The sequence below is a fragment of the Rhodococcus sp. 66b genome (assembly GCF_002076325.1).
GTDB lineage: Bacteria > Actinomycetota > Actinomycetes > Mycobacteriales > Mycobacteriaceae > Rhodococcus_F > Rhodococcus_F erythropolis.
In genome coordinates, this window is the sequence record NZ_MUZB01000016.1 from 1 (window position 1) to 18,379 (window position 18,379).

General features: G+C 60.0%; 22 protein-coding genes. 14 read left to right on the forward strand and 8 right to left on the reverse strand.

Going from position 1 to position 18,379, the window contains the following annotated elements; translation table 11 throughout:
* The 3 genes from nadE to B0E55_RS25545 all read left to right on the forward strand — a co-directional run.
* Positions 1-516, forward strand: a 516-nt coding sequence (gene nadE, locus B0E55_RS25535; RefSeq protein ID WP_080910708.1) for an ammonia-dependent NAD(+) synthetase, incomplete at its 5' end; no start/stop codon positions are given.
* A gap of 619 nt (positions 517-1,135) precedes the next feature.
* Entirely contained in the window at positions 1,136-1,435 is a 300-nt protein-coding gene (locus B0E55_RS25540; RefSeq protein WP_029538621.1) for a hypothetical protein, read from the forward strand.
* Positions 1,436-2,175: 740 nt separating this feature from the next.
* Positions 2,176-2,550 (forward strand): hypothetical protein, encoded by a 375-nt coding sequence (locus B0E55_RS25545; protein ID WP_058037999.1) that lies wholly within the window; start codon positions 2,176-2,178, stop codon positions 2,548-2,550.
* Here the strand turns inward: B0E55_RS25545 and B0E55_RS25550 are convergent.
* Positions 2,529-2,828 (reverse strand): MerR family transcriptional regulator, encoded by a 300-nt coding sequence (locus tag B0E55_RS25550; protein ID WP_051119175.1) that lies wholly within the window; start codon positions 2,826-2,828, stop codon positions 2,529-2,531. The two genes, B0E55_RS25545 and B0E55_RS25550, sit on opposite strands and share 22 nt — an antisense overlap.
* A 375-nt stretch (positions 2,829-3,203) precedes the next feature.
* Here B0E55_RS25550 and B0E55_RS31715 point away from each other — a divergent pair, with 375 nt between their 5' ends.
* Both B0E55_RS31715 and B0E55_RS25555 read left to right on the forward strand, forming a co-directional pair.
* Positions 3,204-3,341, forward strand: a complete 138-nt coding sequence (locus B0E55_RS31715; RefSeq protein ID WP_153212855.1) for a hypothetical protein — start codon at positions 3,204-3,206, stop codon at positions 3,339-3,341.
* Between the two features lie 133 nt (positions 3,342-3,474).
* Positions 3,475-4,266: a SigB/SigF/SigG family RNA polymerase sigma factor gene (locus B0E55_RS25555; RefSeq protein ID WP_029256707.1), complete on the forward strand. Its 792-nt coding sequence runs from the start codon at positions 3,475-3,477 to the stop codon at positions 4,264-4,266.
* Between the two features lie 140 nt (positions 4,267-4,406).
* Here the strand turns inward: B0E55_RS25555 and B0E55_RS25560 are convergent, their stop codons facing one another.
* From B0E55_RS25560 to B0E55_RS25575, 4 genes are all read right to left on the reverse strand, one after another.
* Entirely contained in the window at positions 4,407-4,835 is a 429-nt protein-coding gene (locus tag B0E55_RS25560) for an ATP-binding protein (RefSeq protein ID WP_080910710.1), read from the reverse strand.
* A gap of 90 nt (positions 4,836-4,925) precedes the next feature.
* Positions 4,926-5,234, reverse strand: coding sequence for an ANTAR domain-containing protein (locus B0E55_RS31960; protein ID WP_198538449.1), 309 nt, complete (start codon positions 5,232-5,234; stop codon positions 4,926-4,928).
* A gap of 175 nt (positions 5,235-5,409) precedes the next feature.
* Positions 5,410-5,664, reverse strand: a complete 255-nt coding sequence (locus B0E55_RS31965; protein WP_198538450.1) for a hypothetical protein — start codon at positions 5,662-5,664, stop codon at positions 5,410-5,412.
* 487 nt (positions 5,665-6,151) lie between these two features.
* The gene (locus B0E55_RS25575) at positions 6,152-7,612 is read right to left on the reverse strand and encodes an aminotransferase class I/II-fold pyridoxal phosphate-dependent enzyme (RefSeq protein WP_080910711.1); all 1,461 of its coding nucleotides are present in this window, start codon (positions 7,610-7,612) and stop codon (positions 6,152-6,154) included.
* Between the two features lie 1,044 nt (positions 7,613-8,656).
* Here B0E55_RS25575 and B0E55_RS25580 point away from each other — a divergent pair.
* The 8 genes from B0E55_RS25580 to B0E55_RS25615 all read left to right on the forward strand — a co-directional run bounded on the left by B0E55_RS25580 (position 8,657) and on the right by B0E55_RS25615 (position 14,623).
* The gene (locus B0E55_RS25580; protein WP_070160372.1) at positions 8,657-9,709 is read left to right on the forward strand and encodes a glycosyltransferase; all 1,053 of its coding nucleotides are present in this window, start codon (positions 8,657-8,659) and stop codon (positions 9,707-9,709) included.
* Positions 9,706-10,830, forward strand: a complete 1,125-nt coding sequence (locus tag B0E55_RS25585) for a glycosyltransferase family 4 protein (RefSeq protein WP_080910712.1) — start codon at positions 9,706-9,708, stop codon at positions 10,828-10,830. Before B0E55_RS25580 ends, B0E55_RS25585 begins: the two co-directional genes overlap by 4 nt.
* Positions 10,830-11,837 (forward strand): glycosyltransferase, encoded by a 1,008-nt coding sequence (locus B0E55_RS25590; RefSeq protein WP_080910713.1) that lies wholly within the window; start codon positions 10,830-10,832, stop codon positions 11,835-11,837. Before B0E55_RS25585 ends, B0E55_RS25590 begins: the two co-directional genes overlap by 1 nt.
* Before the next feature lies 1 nt (position 11,838).
* Positions 11,839-12,675 carry a glycosyltransferase family 2 protein gene (locus B0E55_RS25595; protein ID WP_080910714.1) on the forward strand — a complete coding sequence of 279 codons (837 nt, stop codon included), beginning with the start codon at positions 11,839-11,841 and terminating at the stop codon, positions 12,673-12,675.
* Positions 12,676-12,759: 84 nt separating this feature from the next.
* Positions 12,760-12,948 (forward strand): hypothetical protein, encoded by a 189-nt coding sequence (locus B0E55_RS25600; protein WP_029538629.1) that lies wholly within the window; start codon positions 12,760-12,762, stop codon positions 12,946-12,948.
* A 46-nt stretch (positions 12,949-12,994) separates the two neighbouring features.
* A complete protein-coding gene (locus B0E55_RS25605) occupies positions 12,995-13,552 on the forward strand; it encodes a type 1 glutamine amidotransferase domain-containing protein (protein ID WP_080910715.1) in 558 nt (185 codons plus the stop codon).
* Positions 13,553-13,708: 156 nt separating this feature from the next.
* Positions 13,709-14,212, forward strand: a complete 504-nt coding sequence (locus tag B0E55_RS25610) for a TspO/MBR family protein (RefSeq protein ID WP_372507624.1) — start codon at positions 13,709-13,711, stop codon at positions 14,210-14,212.
* Between the two features lie 198 nt (positions 14,213-14,410).
* Entirely contained in the window at positions 14,411-14,623 is a 213-nt protein-coding gene (locus tag B0E55_RS25615) for a hypothetical protein (RefSeq protein ID WP_080910717.1), read from the forward strand.
* A gap of 37 nt (positions 14,624-14,660) precedes the next feature.
* Here B0E55_RS25615 and B0E55_RS25620 read toward each other — a convergent pair whose 3' ends face one another.
* Both B0E55_RS25620 and B0E55_RS25625 read right to left on the reverse strand, forming a co-directional pair.
* The gene (locus B0E55_RS25620) at positions 14,661-16,145 is read right to left on the reverse strand and encodes an FAD-dependent oxidoreductase (protein WP_080910718.1); all 1,485 of its coding nucleotides are present in this window, start codon (positions 16,143-16,145) and stop codon (positions 14,661-14,663) included.
* Positions 16,146-16,215: 70 nt separating this feature from the next.
* On the reverse strand, positions 16,216-16,680 hold the full coding sequence (locus tag B0E55_RS25625; protein ID WP_080910719.1) for a DUF4383 domain-containing protein: 465 nt from the start codon (positions 16,678-16,680) through the stop codon (positions 16,216-16,218).
* 290 nt (positions 16,681-16,970) lie between these two features.
* Between B0E55_RS25625 and B0E55_RS32675 the strand changes: the two genes are divergently transcribed.
* A complete protein-coding gene (locus tag B0E55_RS32675) occupies positions 16,971-17,273 on the forward strand; it encodes a DUF3349 domain-containing protein (RefSeq protein ID WP_080910720.1) in 303 nt (100 codons plus the stop codon).
* Between the two features lie 16 nt (positions 17,274-17,289).
* On the opposite strand, the gene B0E55_RS25635 is transcribed toward B0E55_RS32675, so the two are convergent.
* Positions 17,290-18,342, reverse strand: coding sequence for an NAD-dependent epimerase/dehydratase family protein (locus B0E55_RS25635; RefSeq protein ID WP_080910783.1), 1,053 nt, complete (start codon positions 18,340-18,342; stop codon positions 17,290-17,292).
* Positions 18,343-18,379 lie beyond the last annotated feature (37 nt).

Below are 18,379 nucleotides of genomic sequence, written 5' to 3' on the forward strand. Positions count from 1 at the left end.
TCTCTCACGGTCAACGTCAAGCCTGGCGCCGACGCCACAGCCCGTGAGGCCTCCGAGGCGTTGGGGAACGGCGAACTGCGCGACTTCGTCCGCGGCAACATCAAGGCGCGCGAACGAATGGTCATTCAATATGCGATTGCCGGTCAGCTCGGCTACCTGGTGATCGGTACCGACCAAGCGGCAGAAGCGATTACCGGCTTCTTCACGAAATTCGGTGACGGCGGCGTCGACATCACGCCGCTCACCGGCCTGAGCAAACGCCAGGGCGCTGCGCTACTGCAGGAATTGGGCGCACCGGAGAGCACGTGGCGCAAGGTTCCGACCGCCGACCTCGAGGACGACCGACCCGCGCTGCCCGACGAAGTTGCCCTCGGCGTCACGTACTCACAGATAGACGACTACCTCGAAGGAAAGGACGTTTCCTCCGAGGTAGCCGAAAAGCTCGAGAAGATGTTCATCAACACTCGTCACAAGCGCACGGTGCCGGTCACACCCTTCGATACCTGGTGGCACTGAACGCAACACGATGTCGGGGGCACAGTTCGATCCGCAGCTGTCTAATCGGCGGATTGAATCGCGACGATCCAGCGTCACCCCGCAATTGTTCCGGGCGCGACAGCTAGATCTACTCGAACCGCTATTGCGCGGCACCGAGCGGGTGAAACTACGAGGCAGGCCTTGCGGCGCTACAGGTTTCGACGAGCATACCCCGGTAGCGAAGTTCGAAGAACGCGAGTGCCGTTCAGGACGAAACAGAGGTACTTGGCGCGATGTTGCAGTCACACGCACACTGATGCGCTCCTGCCAGCACGCCTGACGAAGGGCAGGCGTGCCGATCGAGAGAAGCGGTTCGGGTCCCACAAACTGGTGCCGACCCCAGAATGGCATGTCCGCGGAAAAGTCGCTCCCCGGTGCAAACAGCACGTGATTGCACGCAGGCTCCATATCATCCGATCACCGCGAGGTCGCTGGAGCCTCTTCGGCTCGTCCACGCCAACCGTACGGTTCCTGGGTGTGATGCCCTCCCTTGTTGCGGAGTTGACTGTTTCATCCGCGCATGACCGGGGTACGTGCGTTGCGAACGAACAACGAGGGCTGGTGACACGTTGTCATGATTGCTGGGACGGAGTGTGTTGTGGCTGAGCCGAATGAAATCGACCCTGTCCATGTGGACAATGAACGCACGAATCGATCGCACGTCGGGGAGGCGATCACAGACGGGCGCAACTATCCCGGGTACCTGCTGATCGGCCTCGGATTGGCAACTCTCGGATTAACTTTGGTGGCAGCAGGTTACGGATTTCGTGGGTGGGCGGTCATCGCCGGATGTGTGTGCGTAATTTCTTTCGTCGTCGGTGCCCTGGCAATCTTGATGGAACATCGGCGGGTCAAGCGATTGGAAGGCAGCGAACTTCTCGACCAAGAGGGTCATTGAGCGATCTTCCCGGGCGCTGGTCGAGAAGTAGACCGCCGAAACAGAACCAAAGGCGTAGTCCGGATCGATTGGCACCGTACTCAGGGGACGCTGAGCGAGCTCTTCGTTCGTCCTCTAAGTGAATAACCGCGCTTCGTTTCGACTGAGCGGCCGGAGCGCCCCGTTCGGGGGCTCATCGAACAATCCTCGTCGAACAATCTCAGTCGCCCGATGTTCGCGTCACGGCGATTGCCGTTGAGTGAGTGGACACACTGACGAAGCGGAAGAAAATTGCTCAGGTCGCATAAGACGGAGACGAGGAGGACACTAGTGGACTGGTTCCTATCGGTGAGGGAGAAGAGGCCGGAGTTCACCTATACCGCGGTGCTGTGGGGCATGATCGTTCGACGGCCATCGAGCACGTGATCCACCCGGGTCAGGCCATCGCTCACCGCGAGGACGGTTAGGTTGTCGACGTAGCCGGCGAGGTGGTCTTCGACGGCACACCGGCGATGTGATCGCATTCGGGTATCCCAGCGTCAGCGACGCCGAGCTTGGTCTTGAGATCGGTGTCCAGTTTCGGACAGTGTTTGGACCCATACGGGCATTCGGCTCGATCGGGTGTTGATCACCGAGTGGGATGCCCCCATGGGGTGAGTTGCGCAGGGTTAGGATGCATCTCAGTTCCGGTCGTTGCCGGGCAACTGATCGTATGCACGCCGTGCCCGGTGCATGGCGGTGTCAAGCACGGGTAGGACGGCATGCCTCTTACGAAGAAGTTTTCCGAGATGTACGACGACGCATTGACTGCACTGGCCGCGGCGTCCCAACGACCTGCCAACGTCGTGAATGTGGACGGCCACTACGCTATTCGCGTCGACCTCGAGTACAACCGCTACGTCCTGGCCACGAACGCTCCGCGAGGACTATGGGACGAACCTGACGCCAGCGAATCCTGGTTGGTGCGTATCTTTCAAACCGGCGACGACGGTACGGACACGCTGCTCGGCGAAGCGAAGAAGCCATGGCTCATCGACGCATTCGACTCCGCGGTCGAACAGCTTGAATCTGACGGAAACATCGTCGTTGCCGACGCGGAATTCGGCAGCATTCGTTACACCCGCGAACTGGGCTGAACAGTCTCGGGCGTGACTTCCGGTGGTGTGTCCACGGCCGTTTCGCTCAGCTGAGCGATCCGCTCAGCCAGGATCGCGTTCTCGGTTTCAAGTGAGAGAATGACACCGATTCCGGTCAAGTTGATTCCGTCGCCGATCAACGCGGTAATACGGCGCAGTTTGTCGAGGTCCGCCGCACTGTAACGCCGCGTCCCGCCACTGGTGCGTGCGGGAGTCAACAGTCCGCGACGTTCGTAGAGTCTCAATGTCTGTGGGCCGACTCCGGACAGTTCCGACATCACGGAAATTCCGTAGACCCCTCGGTGGGCGTGCGCTGGATCCTTCAATGCCTCAGCACTCTCCTTTAACCCAGCCGAATATCTCTCGACCTTAACATGTTGGTGCGCCGCCCCCCGCCCTCCCGCACCTAAAACCTGATCTCCGACGCCACAGATTTCATCTGACGTGCGAACCCGATCTCGCCGGGAAAGGAGCCGAAAAGATTCCGCGCATGCTGGTTTCGTGCATAAGTGGGCACGTCTGGGCCCGGAAGTCGTATTGCGGTCGGTCGATCACTGTTCCACCTGTTGCCTTTTATCTGCATCGGCTGATATAGATTTATGACAGTCAATTACTTAGATGCATGCTGGAGCACTCGCACTTCGGGAGCGCGAATGACCACTGCCATGGCCACCGCCCGCGGCGGCGACGGCATCACCTGCCCGGCGCTGGGGCCGCTCTGCGGGCCTGTGTTCGCTCGGGCCGCGGCGATGGTTTTCTGGAGCGTTCTGCCGATCAACACCCGAAAATGAAGGAGACGACGATGTCGGCAACACGATCTGTACGCCGTTCCGACAACACGACGGTGTCTTCACCTCAGCGAGGGGCCACTGTCCTTCGGCACTCTGCCAGGGCGATGACAAGGGGAAAGGGGTTGGCATTCTCATGAGCACCCACACGCGAGACGCCGACTACACGCACCTTGCGGCCCTTTTCGAACAGATGGCTTCAATACCGAACGACGACGAGCACCGCGAGCGTCTACGCGCGCAGATCATCGAGTCGTGTCTACCACTGACCCGGAACATCGCCTTGCGATACCGCGGTCGCGGACAAGCCCACGAGGACCTCGTACAGGCCGCCAGCGTCGGTCTGGTCAGTGCGGTGAACCGCTTCGATCTCGCCAAGGGCAAAGACTTCCTAGCCTTCGCGATTCCGACGATGGTGGGTGAAGTGCGCAAACATTTCCGGGACCGCGGCTGGGACGTCCGTGTTCCGCGCTCGTTGCAGGAAAACTATCTCGCGCTCAACAAGGCCCGCTCTTCCCTCACCCAAGCCCTCGGACGCGAACCCACCGTGCCGGAACTGGCAAAAGAACTCGAAGTGGAACCTGCCGAGATCGCGGAGATCGTCGCCGCCGGCGATTCCTATCACGCTGCGTCCCTCGACGCCGCAACCGTCAACGACGGACGGACGATCGCAGACACCTTGGGAGACTTCGACTCTGCCCTCGAAGGCATTGACAACCAACAAACGCTCCGACCGGCACTACTCGCACTTCCTCAACGAGAACGCGCAATCGTGCTCTACCGATTCTTCGGTGAACTGACCCAAGCGGAAATTGCCGAGAAGGTTGGTCTCTCGCAAATGCATGTCTCCCGACTGCTTGCACAATCGCTCAAAGCGCTCCGACGGACGCAGTCCCTCGCAGCGCTCGAGGCCGCCGTCGCAGCGTGAGCTGGATGCCAAGAAAAGTGGACTCGTGTTGATCCCGGTACAAGGCAACTCGTGATCGGACGCGTCGTCGGTTACGGCGACGAGACACACCAACTGTCCGGTGGCCGGCGCTTACTCGTTGCCCTCCTCCGCGCGCGGGATCAAGAATCTGCCTGCAAGACCTTGGTCAGTGTGATTGTCACAGCCCACTTCTCCTCGGGTGCGGTAGGCGGGAGCTCCTCGAGGACCACTTCGTCGGCCAGGGTCTCGAGGACGCGCCACCCGAAGGACGAAGCGCTCGTGGTGATCTGACCCGTTGTTGCCGCAGAGAGGATCACCTGCGCAGCGGCAGTATCGTCGCCGAACGTGCACGTCAGGGTGCTGGAGGGGAGGGCGTGGCCGATGAGGATGGTCGCTGCTTCGTCGGCGGCGAGTACGAGATCGGACAACGCGTCCAACGAGAGCGCATAGTGCGCGGCCACGGTCCGCACCAGCGATCGCAGCACCGGCAGTTGATCCGGTGATGCAGAGACGGACAGTGAAGGTGAAACGGCGACCGGGGAAACGATCGCCCGCGCGAAGGACGTCACGTGAGATTTGCTCCTGTACTTAATCGGATGCAGCCAACCCCATTGGTGGGATCTTGGTAGCCGCATTCGAGAAGGATGATCAGCACTCAGCTACCCAACTGAAGTGCCGCCAAACATCGAGCTTAACGCCGTTGTCAGAGACCCAGCAGGGGCGTGGTCGGAGTGTGTTGGTACGGCGTCGGCCATGTGCAAGTCCGTTGCCAGCCCCGTGAGGAGCTTTTCTGCGACATCACGAACTTTCACGAGTGTTTCCTGCGAATGCCAGGTGAGGACGTTGAATGCCCGGTTCGCCGATTCCGTGACCGTGTCATCGATAGTTTCGGTGACATCGACGTAGAAGCCGGAACTGCCGATGATCTCGCCGGACTCGTCGACCAGTCGTTCGCCGACTATCACCACCGAGCGCGTCGTTCCTCTAGTGTCGACGATGCGGTGCCGGCTACTGAACGAGCCGCCGGAAGTGCGGAGCGCTTCCAACGTCCCAGCGACATGAGGCCGATCCCCGGAATGTTTCTGGGAGAGACGCAATTCCGTGGCGGGGGTGATGGCGCCGGGTTCGTAGCGGTGTATCCGACTACTTCCACTCGCCGGCGCGGCGATAGAGGAATCCTCCCACCCGTTGCAGCGCAACGGATTCCGTCGTCGGACCCACGCCCATGTCGTCCGGTGCACCATGTCCCTTTCGTTCCTCGCCCAACTCTGGGCTCGATGCAGCGATGTTTGCCCGCCGAACTGCCTGGGCATCACCACCGAGCGCAGGCGCAGCGCGGATGCTGCGCGTCGGAGCTGGTGGGCTCGCCGTCGCGCATGGACCGGCACCCGGTCGCATGTCTGGGCTGTCATGCATAATCGGTGCCGGTCCGACCCGCCGCCAGTAACTCCTGAACTACGTTCTGTAGTGCAAGATTTGACGATTCCAGGGCCACCCCGGGTTGATGGACCGGATGGGCGGCGATATAGACGTAGGGGACAAGCGCCCTGGGGCGATAGTGAGCGGTACTGGAAGATGTTCCGGCGAGAGGACAATCAGATGAACGGAGGGAACGAGAAGGCAACGAGCGAGAACTCGTCGGATAAAGCGGACGTGATATTTCCATCCGAGGTATCGACGAAACTCTCCGTCTTCGACCGGTTCGCCACCTACGTCAGTGCACCTCACAGGCATGGTTTTCGTGGTGTGCGTGATAATCGTGGTGCTCTGGGCTCCGTCGTTCTTCCTGTTGGGCACTATCGACACCTGGCAACTGACCATCAACACCGTCACATTCCTCGAATCTAGCGGATCCCAGGGGGCGCACGATCGAATCGGGAGCACGTCACACCATCACCCGAAAGCAATCGAGTGAGGAGTCGGTGGCATCGGGCACGGCCATACCCGCGCGCAGCCCGGACTGAAGGTAGCCGATGACGTCCGCGTCGAGGCGCTCTCCGGGCACCACGACCGGAATTCCGGGTGGGTACGGGGTGAGTTGCTCGGCGGCGATACGTCCCGCAGCGTGTGCACCCGGGACCATTTCTGTTCGGCCGAAAAACGCCTCGCGTGGCGATGACACAGTTTCGAGTTGAAGGCTCGCAGGAGAGGGTAGCTCGATGCGGGGGGTGTCGGGGAAACTTGGTGCTGCGCCGCAGAGAGCTTCGAGGCCGTCCAGCAGTCGTCGGGTGGTCTCGCGATCGTCTGCGGTGGAGACGGTCGCGAGAATGCGCCGGTGATCGCTCATGCCTACATCGATCGAGCGTTCAGCTCGGAGCCAATCCGCGCACTGATAACCGGTGGCTCCCGTCCGTGAAACGTCGATCAGCACTTGCATTCTGTCGAGGTCGTGGGAAGCCTGGTGGCCCAGCAATTCAGAGTCGAGGACCTCGAGATCTGGGAGTTGTTCGATGTCGTCACGAAGCGAGGTGACCAGTGTCAGCGCTGTATCCAACAACTCGTGTCCGGTCTCGACCATCTGACGGCGCCATCCGTCGAGAGCTGAATAGATCATGACGTTGGGGCTCGTGGTCATCAACAGATCGGCGCACGCCGACAGGTGAGCAGTGTCGACAAGATCTCCCTGGACGTGGAAGACCGACCCCTGTTCGAAACCCATCCCCATCTTGTGCACACTGACCACGCAGACGTCCGCTCCTGCATCCATTGCCCAGGTGGGCAATCCTTCGTGAAAAGGGAGATGTGCACCCCACGCCTCGTCGACGATCAAGGGTTTACCCCTCCGATGGCACTCGTCTGCGATCGCGGCTAGGTCTGCACAGGTGCCGTACGGACTCGGGCTGACGATCAGCGCCCCCGCCGCGTCCGGGTTCTTTTCCCACGCGTCGCGCACTTGGGAAGGGGAAGGGGGATGCGAAATGTGGTGCGCAGCATCCCATTGCGGGGTTATCCATCGGGGAGTGATGCCGGCAAAGATCAGCCCCGCGACGATCGACTTGTGACTGTCTCGACTGAGCAGCAGCCCACCGGGATCGTTGCCCGCGACTGCCATCATTGCTGCCTTGACGGACAGTGAACTACCGCAGGTCGAGAAGAACGCATAGTCCGCGCCCACCGCATCGGCCATCAATCGTTCGGCATCTGCAAGGTAGTTGTTCGACGATCGGCGGTCGTCGAGGCCGGACGTAGCGAGAACGTCGTCGTGGAACGGCTCCCGCCCGAGTACATCGAGTACCCGCCGGTCCGTGCCGCGCCCTTGTCTGTGCCCCGGTGGGGTGAACCCGTATCGATCCAACCGACGGTACTGCTCAAGGGCCTCCAATAACGGTGCTCGGTTTTGATCCATGCGGCGGGACTACCCCGCACTCGATGGAAACAATCGAAACAAACGTCACACTGGGCTCCTTCTGCCTCGAGACCTGCCGCTCTAAAGATGACCCGAAGCCACTCAGCACGGGAGGCGGGGAGGAATCGTGATACCCGCGCCCCTGGCTCTATCTCGAGAATTGGCACGCGGGACTAAATTCGGCACAGTGAGTTGATCGATCCTGCCGAATCACCGGACAACCCACCGGAGTAGACAGACAATATGGTTCGTTTCTGCCTTGTTTTTAGTCGTCGCGGGCCGGTATCTGGACTTCACACACGGGAAACTGACTTCGTAGGCCGACATCTTGTGGACGAAATCACGTTCGTCTGCCATGGACCCGCTGCGGATCCTACGACCACGCCGAAACTATGTGCCTGACGCCAGTCTGTTTTGTAATCGCTGTGATCGGATCGAGTTACGACGGGCGGCCACCTCGGACCATCTGTGGACGAAGGAAAGTGCGTCGACCAGCCTGACTGCCGAATGTTCACTTCCGCGGCACGCCCTTCGACTCCACACGAAACAACGAGCCGTACAGGTGAGCTGTTCTTCACCAGCATCAGCATCCGTTGGCGAGCGCTCCCGGCACCAAGCGATTGTCACGGCGGCCGAGGCGACTGCGATTTCGAGAATGAGGCGCGTGCATGAAACGCGGCTTCGGGTGAGCCCAAATCGCAGGATGCTCTTCGCTTGTGTGAGTTACGCGAAAAATGGGTAACGCTAGGTCGACCCCGGGAAGTGTGCCCGTCGCGTTCAGGCGCGCGGCACGAAACACGTTCCGCCTCAACCCAATCCAACAGACGCATCTACGATATGGTGATGAGGTATCGCGGTTGAGGAACCAGCCGTTGAAGCGAGAAACAGCCGTCTTCTCGTCTCTTCGGCGCGAGCGCGCCCTGACCTGATGCAAGGAGTGAGATGAACGGGCAAGCACGTCCCGGCGATCGGTTGTCGACCGATTTTGATTTGCCTACACAAGTCGACGTGGTTCGAGTTGACGACGTGGCCGCAACTGCAGACGTGATTCGGGTTGCGTCTGTTCCTGCATCGCACGTGTACGTACGGCATCTGGCACCGCACATGGGAACGGACGGCGTCGTTCGTCTTGACGATCCGATCCCCGCAGATGGCCGCAAGGTTCCCGGCGGCTGGTGGCCTCCCGTGATGCTCGATCCGGGATGGATCCGCGAGCATCATCACCTATTTGATCTTTTCCATGTTCACTTCGGTTTCGACGCGATCGCACCGCAGGTTATGGAGGACATCGTTCACGAGTTACACAGTCACGAAATCCCCTTGGTCTATACGGTGCATGACCTGCGAAATCCGCACCATCCCGATCCCGAGCCGCACCGCGAGATCCTGGACGTGTTGATCCCGGCGGCGGACTCCCTGATCACCTTGACACCGGGGGCGGCGGCATCGGTTGCGAATGATTGGGGGAGAGAATGCACAGTGCTGCCTCATCCTCATGTGATCGAATTGGACAAATTCGGTCTTGCGCGGCCTCCTGGAACACAATTCACCGTGGGAGTGCACGTGAAAAGCCTGCGTCCCAACATGGATCCCTTTCCGGTGTTGAACACTCTGTGCTCGACGATTGCGACGTTGCCCGGTGCGCGATTGGTGGTGAACATCCATGATGAGATCTTCGATCCCGACAATCACTGGTATGCACCGCAGGCGTCGAAGAAACTCTTGGAATACGAGGATCTACCGGGTGTCGAGGTCGTGGTACATCCGTATTTCACCGACGACGAGCTGTGGCGATATCTGATGTCTCTGTCGGTTTCGGTCTTGCCGTATCGATTTGGTACGCATTCTGGATGGCTGGAGGCATGTTACGACCTCGGGACATCCGTCATCGCTCCCAGCTGTGGGTTCTACTCACAACAACAGGACTGCAAAATCTACGGGTTCGACGAGCATCATTTCGACCCGGAGTCGCTGGATCGATGCGTTCGCGAATTGTATTCGGCAGAGCCCGTGCGTCTTTCCGTGGGAATGCGTGCCAGGCAGCGTCGTTTTCTTGCCTCTGCTCACCGCGAAATCTATGAAAAGGCTCTCGCATGAGCGCGTTACGCATAGCTCTGATCGCATCGAGTCGCTATCCCGTCACCCAACCGTTCGCCGGCGGTCTCGAAGCTCACGTATGGCACCTGGCCGCAGCTCTGCGAAAAGCCGGCCACGATGTCACGCTTTTCGCCGGGCATGGTTCGGATCCGGAACTCGCTTGCGAGCTGATCGATGTCCGTCCAGCCCGCATCAGCACGGCGGCCAGGACTGACATCTCCATGCCGGCAGAGTATTTCATGCAAGAACACCATGCCTATCTCGACCTGATGCTCCGCCTCTCGCGTGACTATACGGAGAGCTTCGACGTCATCCACAACCACAGCCTGCACTACCTCCCAGTGGCGATGGCTTCCACGCTGAGTGCTCCTGTGCTCACCACTTTGCACACGCCGCCGACTCCGTGGCTGGAATCAGCAATCGCGGCAGGGGGGTCACCTGGCCGGTTTGCTGCAGTGAGTCGTTTCACCGCCGATTCATGGAAACAGGCAGCCGGCGACGTCGAGGTCGTGCACAACGGAGTCGATACCGATCAATGGAGTGAGGGACCTGGCGGGCATCGACTGATCTGGTTTGGGCGCCTTGTTCCGGAAAAGGGTGCACACCATGCGATTGTGGCCGCCAGGGAAGCCGGTATGCCGTTGGTATTAGCCGGGCCGATCAGTGACCATACGTATTTCAGAGAGCGAATCGAACCACACCTCGGCGGCTCTGTTCGATACCTCGGTCATCTGATGACTGACGATCTTGTTGACGCGGTAGGGACGTCTGCAGTGGCACTTGTGACCCCGCAGTGGGACGAGCCCTACGGGTTGGTCGTCGCCGAGGCGCTTGCCTGCGGTACCCCGGTCGTGGCTTACAGTCGGGGTGGCATACCGGAAATACTCACGCCGGATTGCGGTCGGTTGGTCCCAGCCGACGATGTGGCTGCGCTGTCCGTCGCGATCGGCGAGGCTAAACAGCTGGCTCGACAGCACGCTCGGGCGCGAGCTGTGAACCACTGTTCGGAACGAAGAATGGTGGACCGGTATGTCGCACTGTACGACGAAATCTGCTCTGCTCCAATACAGTCCGATACACACCCAGCGGCACCCGCTGCCACAACGCGTCGAGCAAGCTGATGATCGGTTACTACATCCACCATCACGGGCGAGGCCATCTCACCCGTGCCGCGTCGATCGCGAGAAAACTGAGCCTCGACGTCACCGCGCTCACCAGTGCCCATTCAGTTGCAGTGGAGGCCTTCGACGACCATGTTCAGTTGCAACTCGACTACGGCGACGCGCACGAGGTTGACCCCACGGCCAACGATGCTCTTCATTGGGCACCGATCCACGAAACCGGGCTACGTTCTCGGATGGCCCGAGTCGCCCGTTGGGTAGCGACCGCGCGTCCCGATGCCGTTGTCGTGGATGTATCCGTCGAAATTGCAACATTCATTCGATTGATGGGTGTCCCCGTCATCGTAGTGGCGATGCCAGGCGACAGGACCGACGCCGCCCACCAGCTCGCGTATCGACTTGCTGATCACATCATCGCCGCCTGGCCCCACGAGGTCTACGACCCGACTTGGCTCCACCCCCATGCGCACAAGACGACTTACGTGGGAGGTATCAGCCGCTTCGAGGATCGGGAGTGCGTATCTCGGACCGTGGACACTTCCCTGTCTCCTCGAGTTGTGGTGTTGAGCGGCGCCGGCGGATCAGCGGTCTCGAACGCTGACGTTCAAGCTGCTGCGGCGCAGCATCGTTCCTTCCACTGGACAGGGATCGGATTGCCGGGAGGGACGTGGGTTGCAGATCCCTGGCCGGACATCTGCTCGAGCGATATCGTGGTCTCGCACGCAGGCCAGAACGCGGTGGCCGACATCGCGATCGCCGGTAAGCCTGCCATCGTGATCGCACAAGAACGTCCTTTCGGAGAACAGGTCGCGACCGCTGGAGCTCTGTCCATGCACAATCTCGCCGTGACGCTGAAGGAATGGCCGGCACTCGAATCCTGGCCCGATTTGATCGCGCAGGCGCAGGCTCTCGATCGCGCAGGCTGGTCCAAGTGGCGGACCACGGGTGCTGCTGACCGCGCGGCGCGAGTCATCGAGTCAGTCGCGAGACAGCACACGGCCCGCTGACGTGAGGACAGCGGTAATCACGATCGTGCACGGGCGCCACGAGCACTTGCGAATGCACCTGCGTGGCCTCGCTGCCAGTACGACCCTGCCGTACTCGCACGTCATCGTCGCGATGGGCGACGAGACGGTGAAAAACATAGTCGCGCAAGAGAGAAGCTCCGCCCACGTCGTGGAAATCGACGTTCCAGAAGGGGATCCTCTTCCGCTCGCCCGTGCCCGAAACATTGGAGCAGCGAAAGCTCGATGTCACGGAGCCGAGCTGCTTGTATTTCTCGACGTCGATTGCATTGCGGCGCCAACACTGCTCGCTCGATATCACGAGACGGCAAGTGAGGAGAATTCTACTGCCTCACTGTTCTGCGGACCGGTTACTTACTTGACGCAGCCGTTGTCGTCGCCGATTACTCCGGATGAGATGGCACTGCTGCACAATCCACATCCAGCAAGGCCAGCGCCCCCCGCCGGGACGGTCCTCCACGGGGACGACTTCAATCTCTTCTGGTCGTTATCGTTCGCGGTCACTGTACCGACATGGCTTGCCTTGCAAGGCTTCTGCGAGGAATACCGCGGGTACGGCGGAGAGGACACCGATTTCGCCTGGTCCGCCCGAGACAAGGGCGTGAAATTGACCTGGGTCGGAGGAGCTGATGCCTACCATCAATTCCACCACGTGTCCGATCCACCCATCGAGCACCTTGACGACATCTTGACCAATGCGCAGGTGTTTCATCAGCGTTGGGGGCAGTGGCCGATGCAAGGATGGATCGACGCATTCGAAGAGAGGGGTCTCGTGGAGTACCGACCAGACCTTCAAACCTGGGTGCGGATTCGGAACTAGAGCTTCGTGAACCACCGTGGTGCAGATCTACCACGACATCCCGACGGATGATTAAGAAAACATCGACTGGGGAAGCCGACCCGAATGGCTACATACAGAGTGATCAATCCTGCAGGCGACGTCACCGCGACGCGCGACATCGAAAGCGCCGACGACGCCCATGCCTGGTTTGTAGATGCCCGCGCCGACAACTCGGAACTGGGATGGCGTATGGAAGTTCACCATGATGGCGAATGGTCGTTCTTCGACGACACCGAGGGCGCATCCAGCTGAGCAGTCGCTCAACGGATGCGACGAAGATGAGGAAGGACGTTCAAGCATGAGTCAACAACTCACAGGGAAGAAAGTGGCATTCCTCGTGGCGACGGAGGGAGTCGAACAGATCGAGTTGACGGATCCCTGGGACGCTTTGGTTGCCGAACACGCTCAGCCGTCGATTGTTTCGACAGAATCCGGCACCATCCAGGCGTTCAACCATCTCGACAAAGCTGACGTCTTCGACGTGGACGCGGTGGTCGAGTCGGCGGAGTCGTCCGAATACGACGCTCTCGTCCTGCCGGGCGGTGTGGCCAACCCTGATTTTCTCCGCATGAATCCCGACGCCGTGGCGTTCGCCCGGAGTTTTTTCGATGCCGGAAAGCCTGTCGCAGTAATCTGCCACGGACCGTGGACGCTGGTCGAAGCCGGCGTGGTGGCCGGTCGTACACTGACCTCGTGGCCTAGTTTGCGCACCGATATCACGAACGCCGGCGGCACGTGGGTAGACCAAGAAGTCGTGGTCTGTACTTCTGGCCCGAATACCTTGATATCGAGCCGCAAGCCCGATGATTTACCCGCGTTCTGCGCGAAACTCACCGATACACTTGCGACTGTCTGAAACCCTTGACATGGTGATCGGACGAAAAATCGCGATCATCACCTCGTGCGGCGAAGAGCGGACCGCCCGACGCGAGTACCGATGGAGTGCCGAAGACGCTCAAAGTGGTTGTGCCTTCAAAGTATCGTCAAAACATTAGGCGCCAGGAGTTGACCAATGCCCGAGAGTCGCCGCTCCTTCAGGAAATGGCTACCGCGCACTGCGACAATGACGACGGCGGCCGCCGTCGTCGGCTCAGTTGCATCGGGGAGACCAGCACAAAGCGCGTGGTTCGAGAAGCTGCGCAAGCCCTCATTTCAGCCGCCACCCGTTGCCTTCCCCGTCGTGTGGACTGTTTTGTACGCCGACATCGCAGTCAGCACGGCGCTGACTCTTGCGCGCCTCACCGAGAAGGGGGACGAGACCGCCGCTCGCGACTACACCCGAGTACTGGCGATCAACCTCCTCGTAAACGCCGGCTGGAGTTGGGTGTTCTTCCGCTCGCATCGACTTCGTACAGCAGCCGTCGTCGCAGCCATCCTGACTGTAAGCAGCGCAGAGTTGGCGCGACGAACACTTCCGATCAGACGAGCGGCGGGAGTGGCATTGGCGCCGTACCCGTTTTGGTGTGCATTTGCGACGGTCTTGTCCACAGCTGTTTGGCTTGAGAACCGGCGGTAATTGGGCTCATGGACGAGTCTCAGGGACCGATGATTGCCTTCAGCCGGGATCGGGTAGTTGTCCGGCATGGAGATATTGGTGATTCTTATTCTGGTCGGTGCAGTCGCGTTCGTAGTCGCGCGCAAACGATTCACAGGAAAGCGCGAGCCGTAACGACGTACCCCGTTCCAACCATGATGCGGAAGCAAGGATGACGAGATGGACCTCTATCGGGTCACGATGCCGGACGGTTCGACTCTCGACGAGTATTTCGGATCGGACAATGAGGCAATCCAGGAGGCCACGAAAGCCAATCACGGTGTGAGTGAAGGGGTCAAGGTCGAGCGATATGCTGGCGACGGAACGCTGTATCCGACAAAATTGCCGAATGGTGGGTATCGCGGAACTGTCCGAAAGCACCATGCCTGTTAGAGCGAGAGGCCGTGGAATGAGCTGAGGGCGATCCAGCTCACGAAGGTGAGAGATCTTCGGTTGCAGGACCTTCCAGAAGCTCACCGCTCGCGGTGAAGCGTGATCCGTGCAACGGACAATCCCAAGATCGTTCGGCATCGTTCCAACTCACGATGCCGCCGAGATGTGGGCATACCGCGGACACCTCCTGCGTCACTCCGCATACAGTGCTTCGGGCAACAGGCGTAAGCCCTTCCCATACGACCTGGCCATGGCTGTCGGATCCCGGGTTCTTGCGCGCGAGTCGATCGAACAAAGGCTTTACCCAGCCGCCCGCTAGGTGAACAGCCACTTCAGCATTGACCCGAACAGCATGGGGCACTCCCGATACTTGATTCCAATCCCACGGCGAATAGATTGCCGACCACTGCGCTCCGGTACCGAGGACGCTCGTGACCAGTGCCAGCGCGGCAGCGACCGAGTTGGTGATTCCCCACTTCGCGTAACCGGTGGCAATGAGAAGCGAGGGATCTCCCGGCAAAAGTTCCCCGACATAAGGGAGTTCGTTCACAGGCCGGTAGTCCTGTGCAGACCAGGAATGGGTCAGTTCGGCGCCGGGGAAGGTCTTGCCAGTCCAATCGATCAACTCTTGCAGACACTGTGACGGCGATGCTGCGCGCCCGACGGGATGCCCGTTACCACCGACGAGCAGCAAGTTGCTGTCATTGCGCGGAGCGTAACGAATTGACCGTTTCGGTTCGTCGACAGATAGGTACATTCCTCGTGGAATATCGCCGGGAACTGCGAAGGCAGCTGCGTAGCTGCGTTGTGGTTCCAAGCGGGCAAAGAATCCGCCTCGATCGAGTATTGGTGTTCCCGTGGCGATCACGACTCGAGCAGCGGTGACTACGCCGTGGTTCGTATGCACCGAACGTCGATGACGATTGCCGTGCACGGTCCTGACCCGGGTCCCTTCGTGCAAGGTCCCACCCCGCCGAACGAATTCCCGGATCAGCGCGTCGAGTGCCTGGACTGCGTCGAACTGCGCTTGATCATCCAAGCGGAGCGCGCCAACCACCGGGAACGGTAATTCGACCGCGTCGGTCCAGTGTGCATCGAGGCCCGCCGCACGCGCTGCATCCAATTCTTCCCGTAGGGAGACGGTTCCGTCGGTGCTGGTGGTGTACGTGAAAGCTGATTCACGTTGCACTGCTACAGAATTGTCGGCGCAGTAGCGCAGCAGCCACTGCTGTCCCTCCCGATTGGCCTCGACGTAGGAGCGCACCGCCGACGGTGAGTGCTTTTTTGCAATACTCGAAAGTCGAGTGCCTTGGAGTAAACTGATCTTGCCAGTCGTATTGCCGGTTGTGACAGCTCCGACGGTCCTGGATTCGAGTAACGCCACCTCATGACCGGCCCGTGCGAACAGCAAAGCCGTAACCACACCAGTCATACCGGCCCCGACGACAACGGTGTCGTATTCGCGCTCGGTGAATTCGGATGAGTACTCGGGGCGCGCCCCTTCGAGCCACAGGGAGGTCATGACCGACGGTTGCCCATCGCTACCGTATGAGAAACGTGGCCGCCGGCATCTCGTCGCAATTGCGGAGACTTCACCGAATCGGGCTGTCCGTGCGGCTTTCTCGCCGCGCGAGACGGGGAGTCAAGAATCCGAGTGCCACCATGCCTACCCCGAGTCCGAAGTGCAACCAGTTATCGGCATCGTTGACCGGAACAAAGTTGGCGGAACTGTCTTGGTCGATCAGCAGCCCGTAGATCCACAACGCCAAGTAGATGATTCCGCCGCCAATGAGATATGCCTGTGCGGTGCGAGCCATACGAGCCATCGCCACACCCGCCACACCGAAGACCAGATGAACCACGTTGTGTAAAACGGAGACTTCGAAAATCCCGAAAAGCTTCGCACCTGAATGATGACCCGCTCCGGCCAGCATGTCGTAATCGGTTGTCACACCGGGAATAAAGCCGAGGATTCCGACTAGTAAAAACACCGCACCCACGGCCGCCGCGGCTATCTGTACTGCTGAATAGGTGCGACGAAAATTTCGCTGTGCCATGATGTTCCTCTCGTTGTTTCGGTCCCGCTGTCGCCTACGACTTACGTTGTGACGCACGCTCCGTAGACGTGGCCGACTACGGTGGTTCGTGTCACCCTTTCGTGTGGCTGCCGTGGGACAATTCCCAATCACCGCGGGGCCTAAACAACTCTCGGCCGTGTGCAAGGCCGAGGAAGCACGTGTTGTATCGTCCTTGCTGTCTTGATTCTGTGGCGTCGAAGCTGTGAACTGAGGGGTAGGCGCACGCATCGAGAGCCGTACTCGAGAGCTTTCGCAGCGATCCGAAGGACATCCCTGAGAACGAGGATTTCGCGTTACTATCCGTCCTGCGTCGTGGATTGAGCAATGACGAGATCGACCAAGTGGTGGCGCTCTCTGTCGAGCGTGCTTCTGAAACTCCGGATTGGCACATCAATTGCGCGCGCGTCCGGGAAGTCGTAGTGGGCTCCATCCGCGAAGAACCGTCCGAGGAGGACATAGAGCGCGTGTCTTGTCGGCTCGACGAAGGTGGTTGGTCCTTGACGCAGTCTGACCCACGTGACGGAGTAGGCCGTGTTACCTATTTCAGCCGCCACATCTTCCACCCAAACTAGCTGTTGCGCAGTCTTTTCAAGCGCGGGATCCGAGTCCGGTCGCGATTTCGCGAAGCCTGGCGACAGGCCCGTCACCCGCGAGTGGGGGAGTGTGCCATCCAGCACCCGTTCTAAGCCCCTCGAAAAATTCCTGCAGAACGGCGCTGGGACTTCGAGTGGGTAGCCACCCCAGCTCGATACGTGCGCGCGAGCAATCCATCGTCGGAATCTGCATCACGGTGTCGAAGAGGCCCGGAGTAGATGGGACAGCGTGTGCATGCCATGCCGCCCAAAGGCCCGCCCGGATTACGGGCTCCGGAAGGTCGATCAAGCGTGCGTCGAACAAATCTGCGAGGGTGTTCATACCGACGGGCGGATCCGCTGCCAGGTTGAATGCGCCTTGCTGCTCGCCCAAAGTCGCTGCCACGTAGGCGTCGGCGACATCGGATGAATGAACCACCTGCACTGACAACGCAGGAAGCTGCGGCAAGACCGGTATCCAGAAACTACTGACAAGTGAGCCGGGCAGGAACGGACCTGCGAACAACCGTCGTTGAGCCGTGGCGGAACTCTTCTGGAATATGAATGCTGGACGCATGCGTACGACGCGGGTCCTGTGACGGTCTTCGAATATATCGAGACACCTTTCCAGGTAAGCCTTTTCGCGGGGGTAAGAAGCCCCAGGCCACCCGTGTGTCGGCCAGTCCTCCGATACCGCCGGTTGATTGCGCCCGGGCGAGTATGCTCCGACCGAGGATGCGTGGATCAATGCCGGGACACCCGTCTGGGCGACCGCACGAAACACTCGCAACGACCCTGAGACGTTGTTCTCCCAGGTGATTTCGGGACGTCGCGCCGGTTGAAACAGCCAGGCCAGGTGGATCACTACGTCCGCGCCCTCGAATTGCGACTCGAGGTTGTCACGACGAACGTCCGAGACAGCGAACCGTGTTTTGGGTACAGTCCAGTCGGTAGGACGACGCGACAACCCTAAAACCGATTCGACGCCTTCTACCGCACTCAGTGCTTTGATGACACTGGTACCGACATTGCCCGTTGCACCCGTGACCACGACCCGTAATCCGCTCATAGATCGGGCAGTACCCGAGCTGGAACGTCGTAAACGA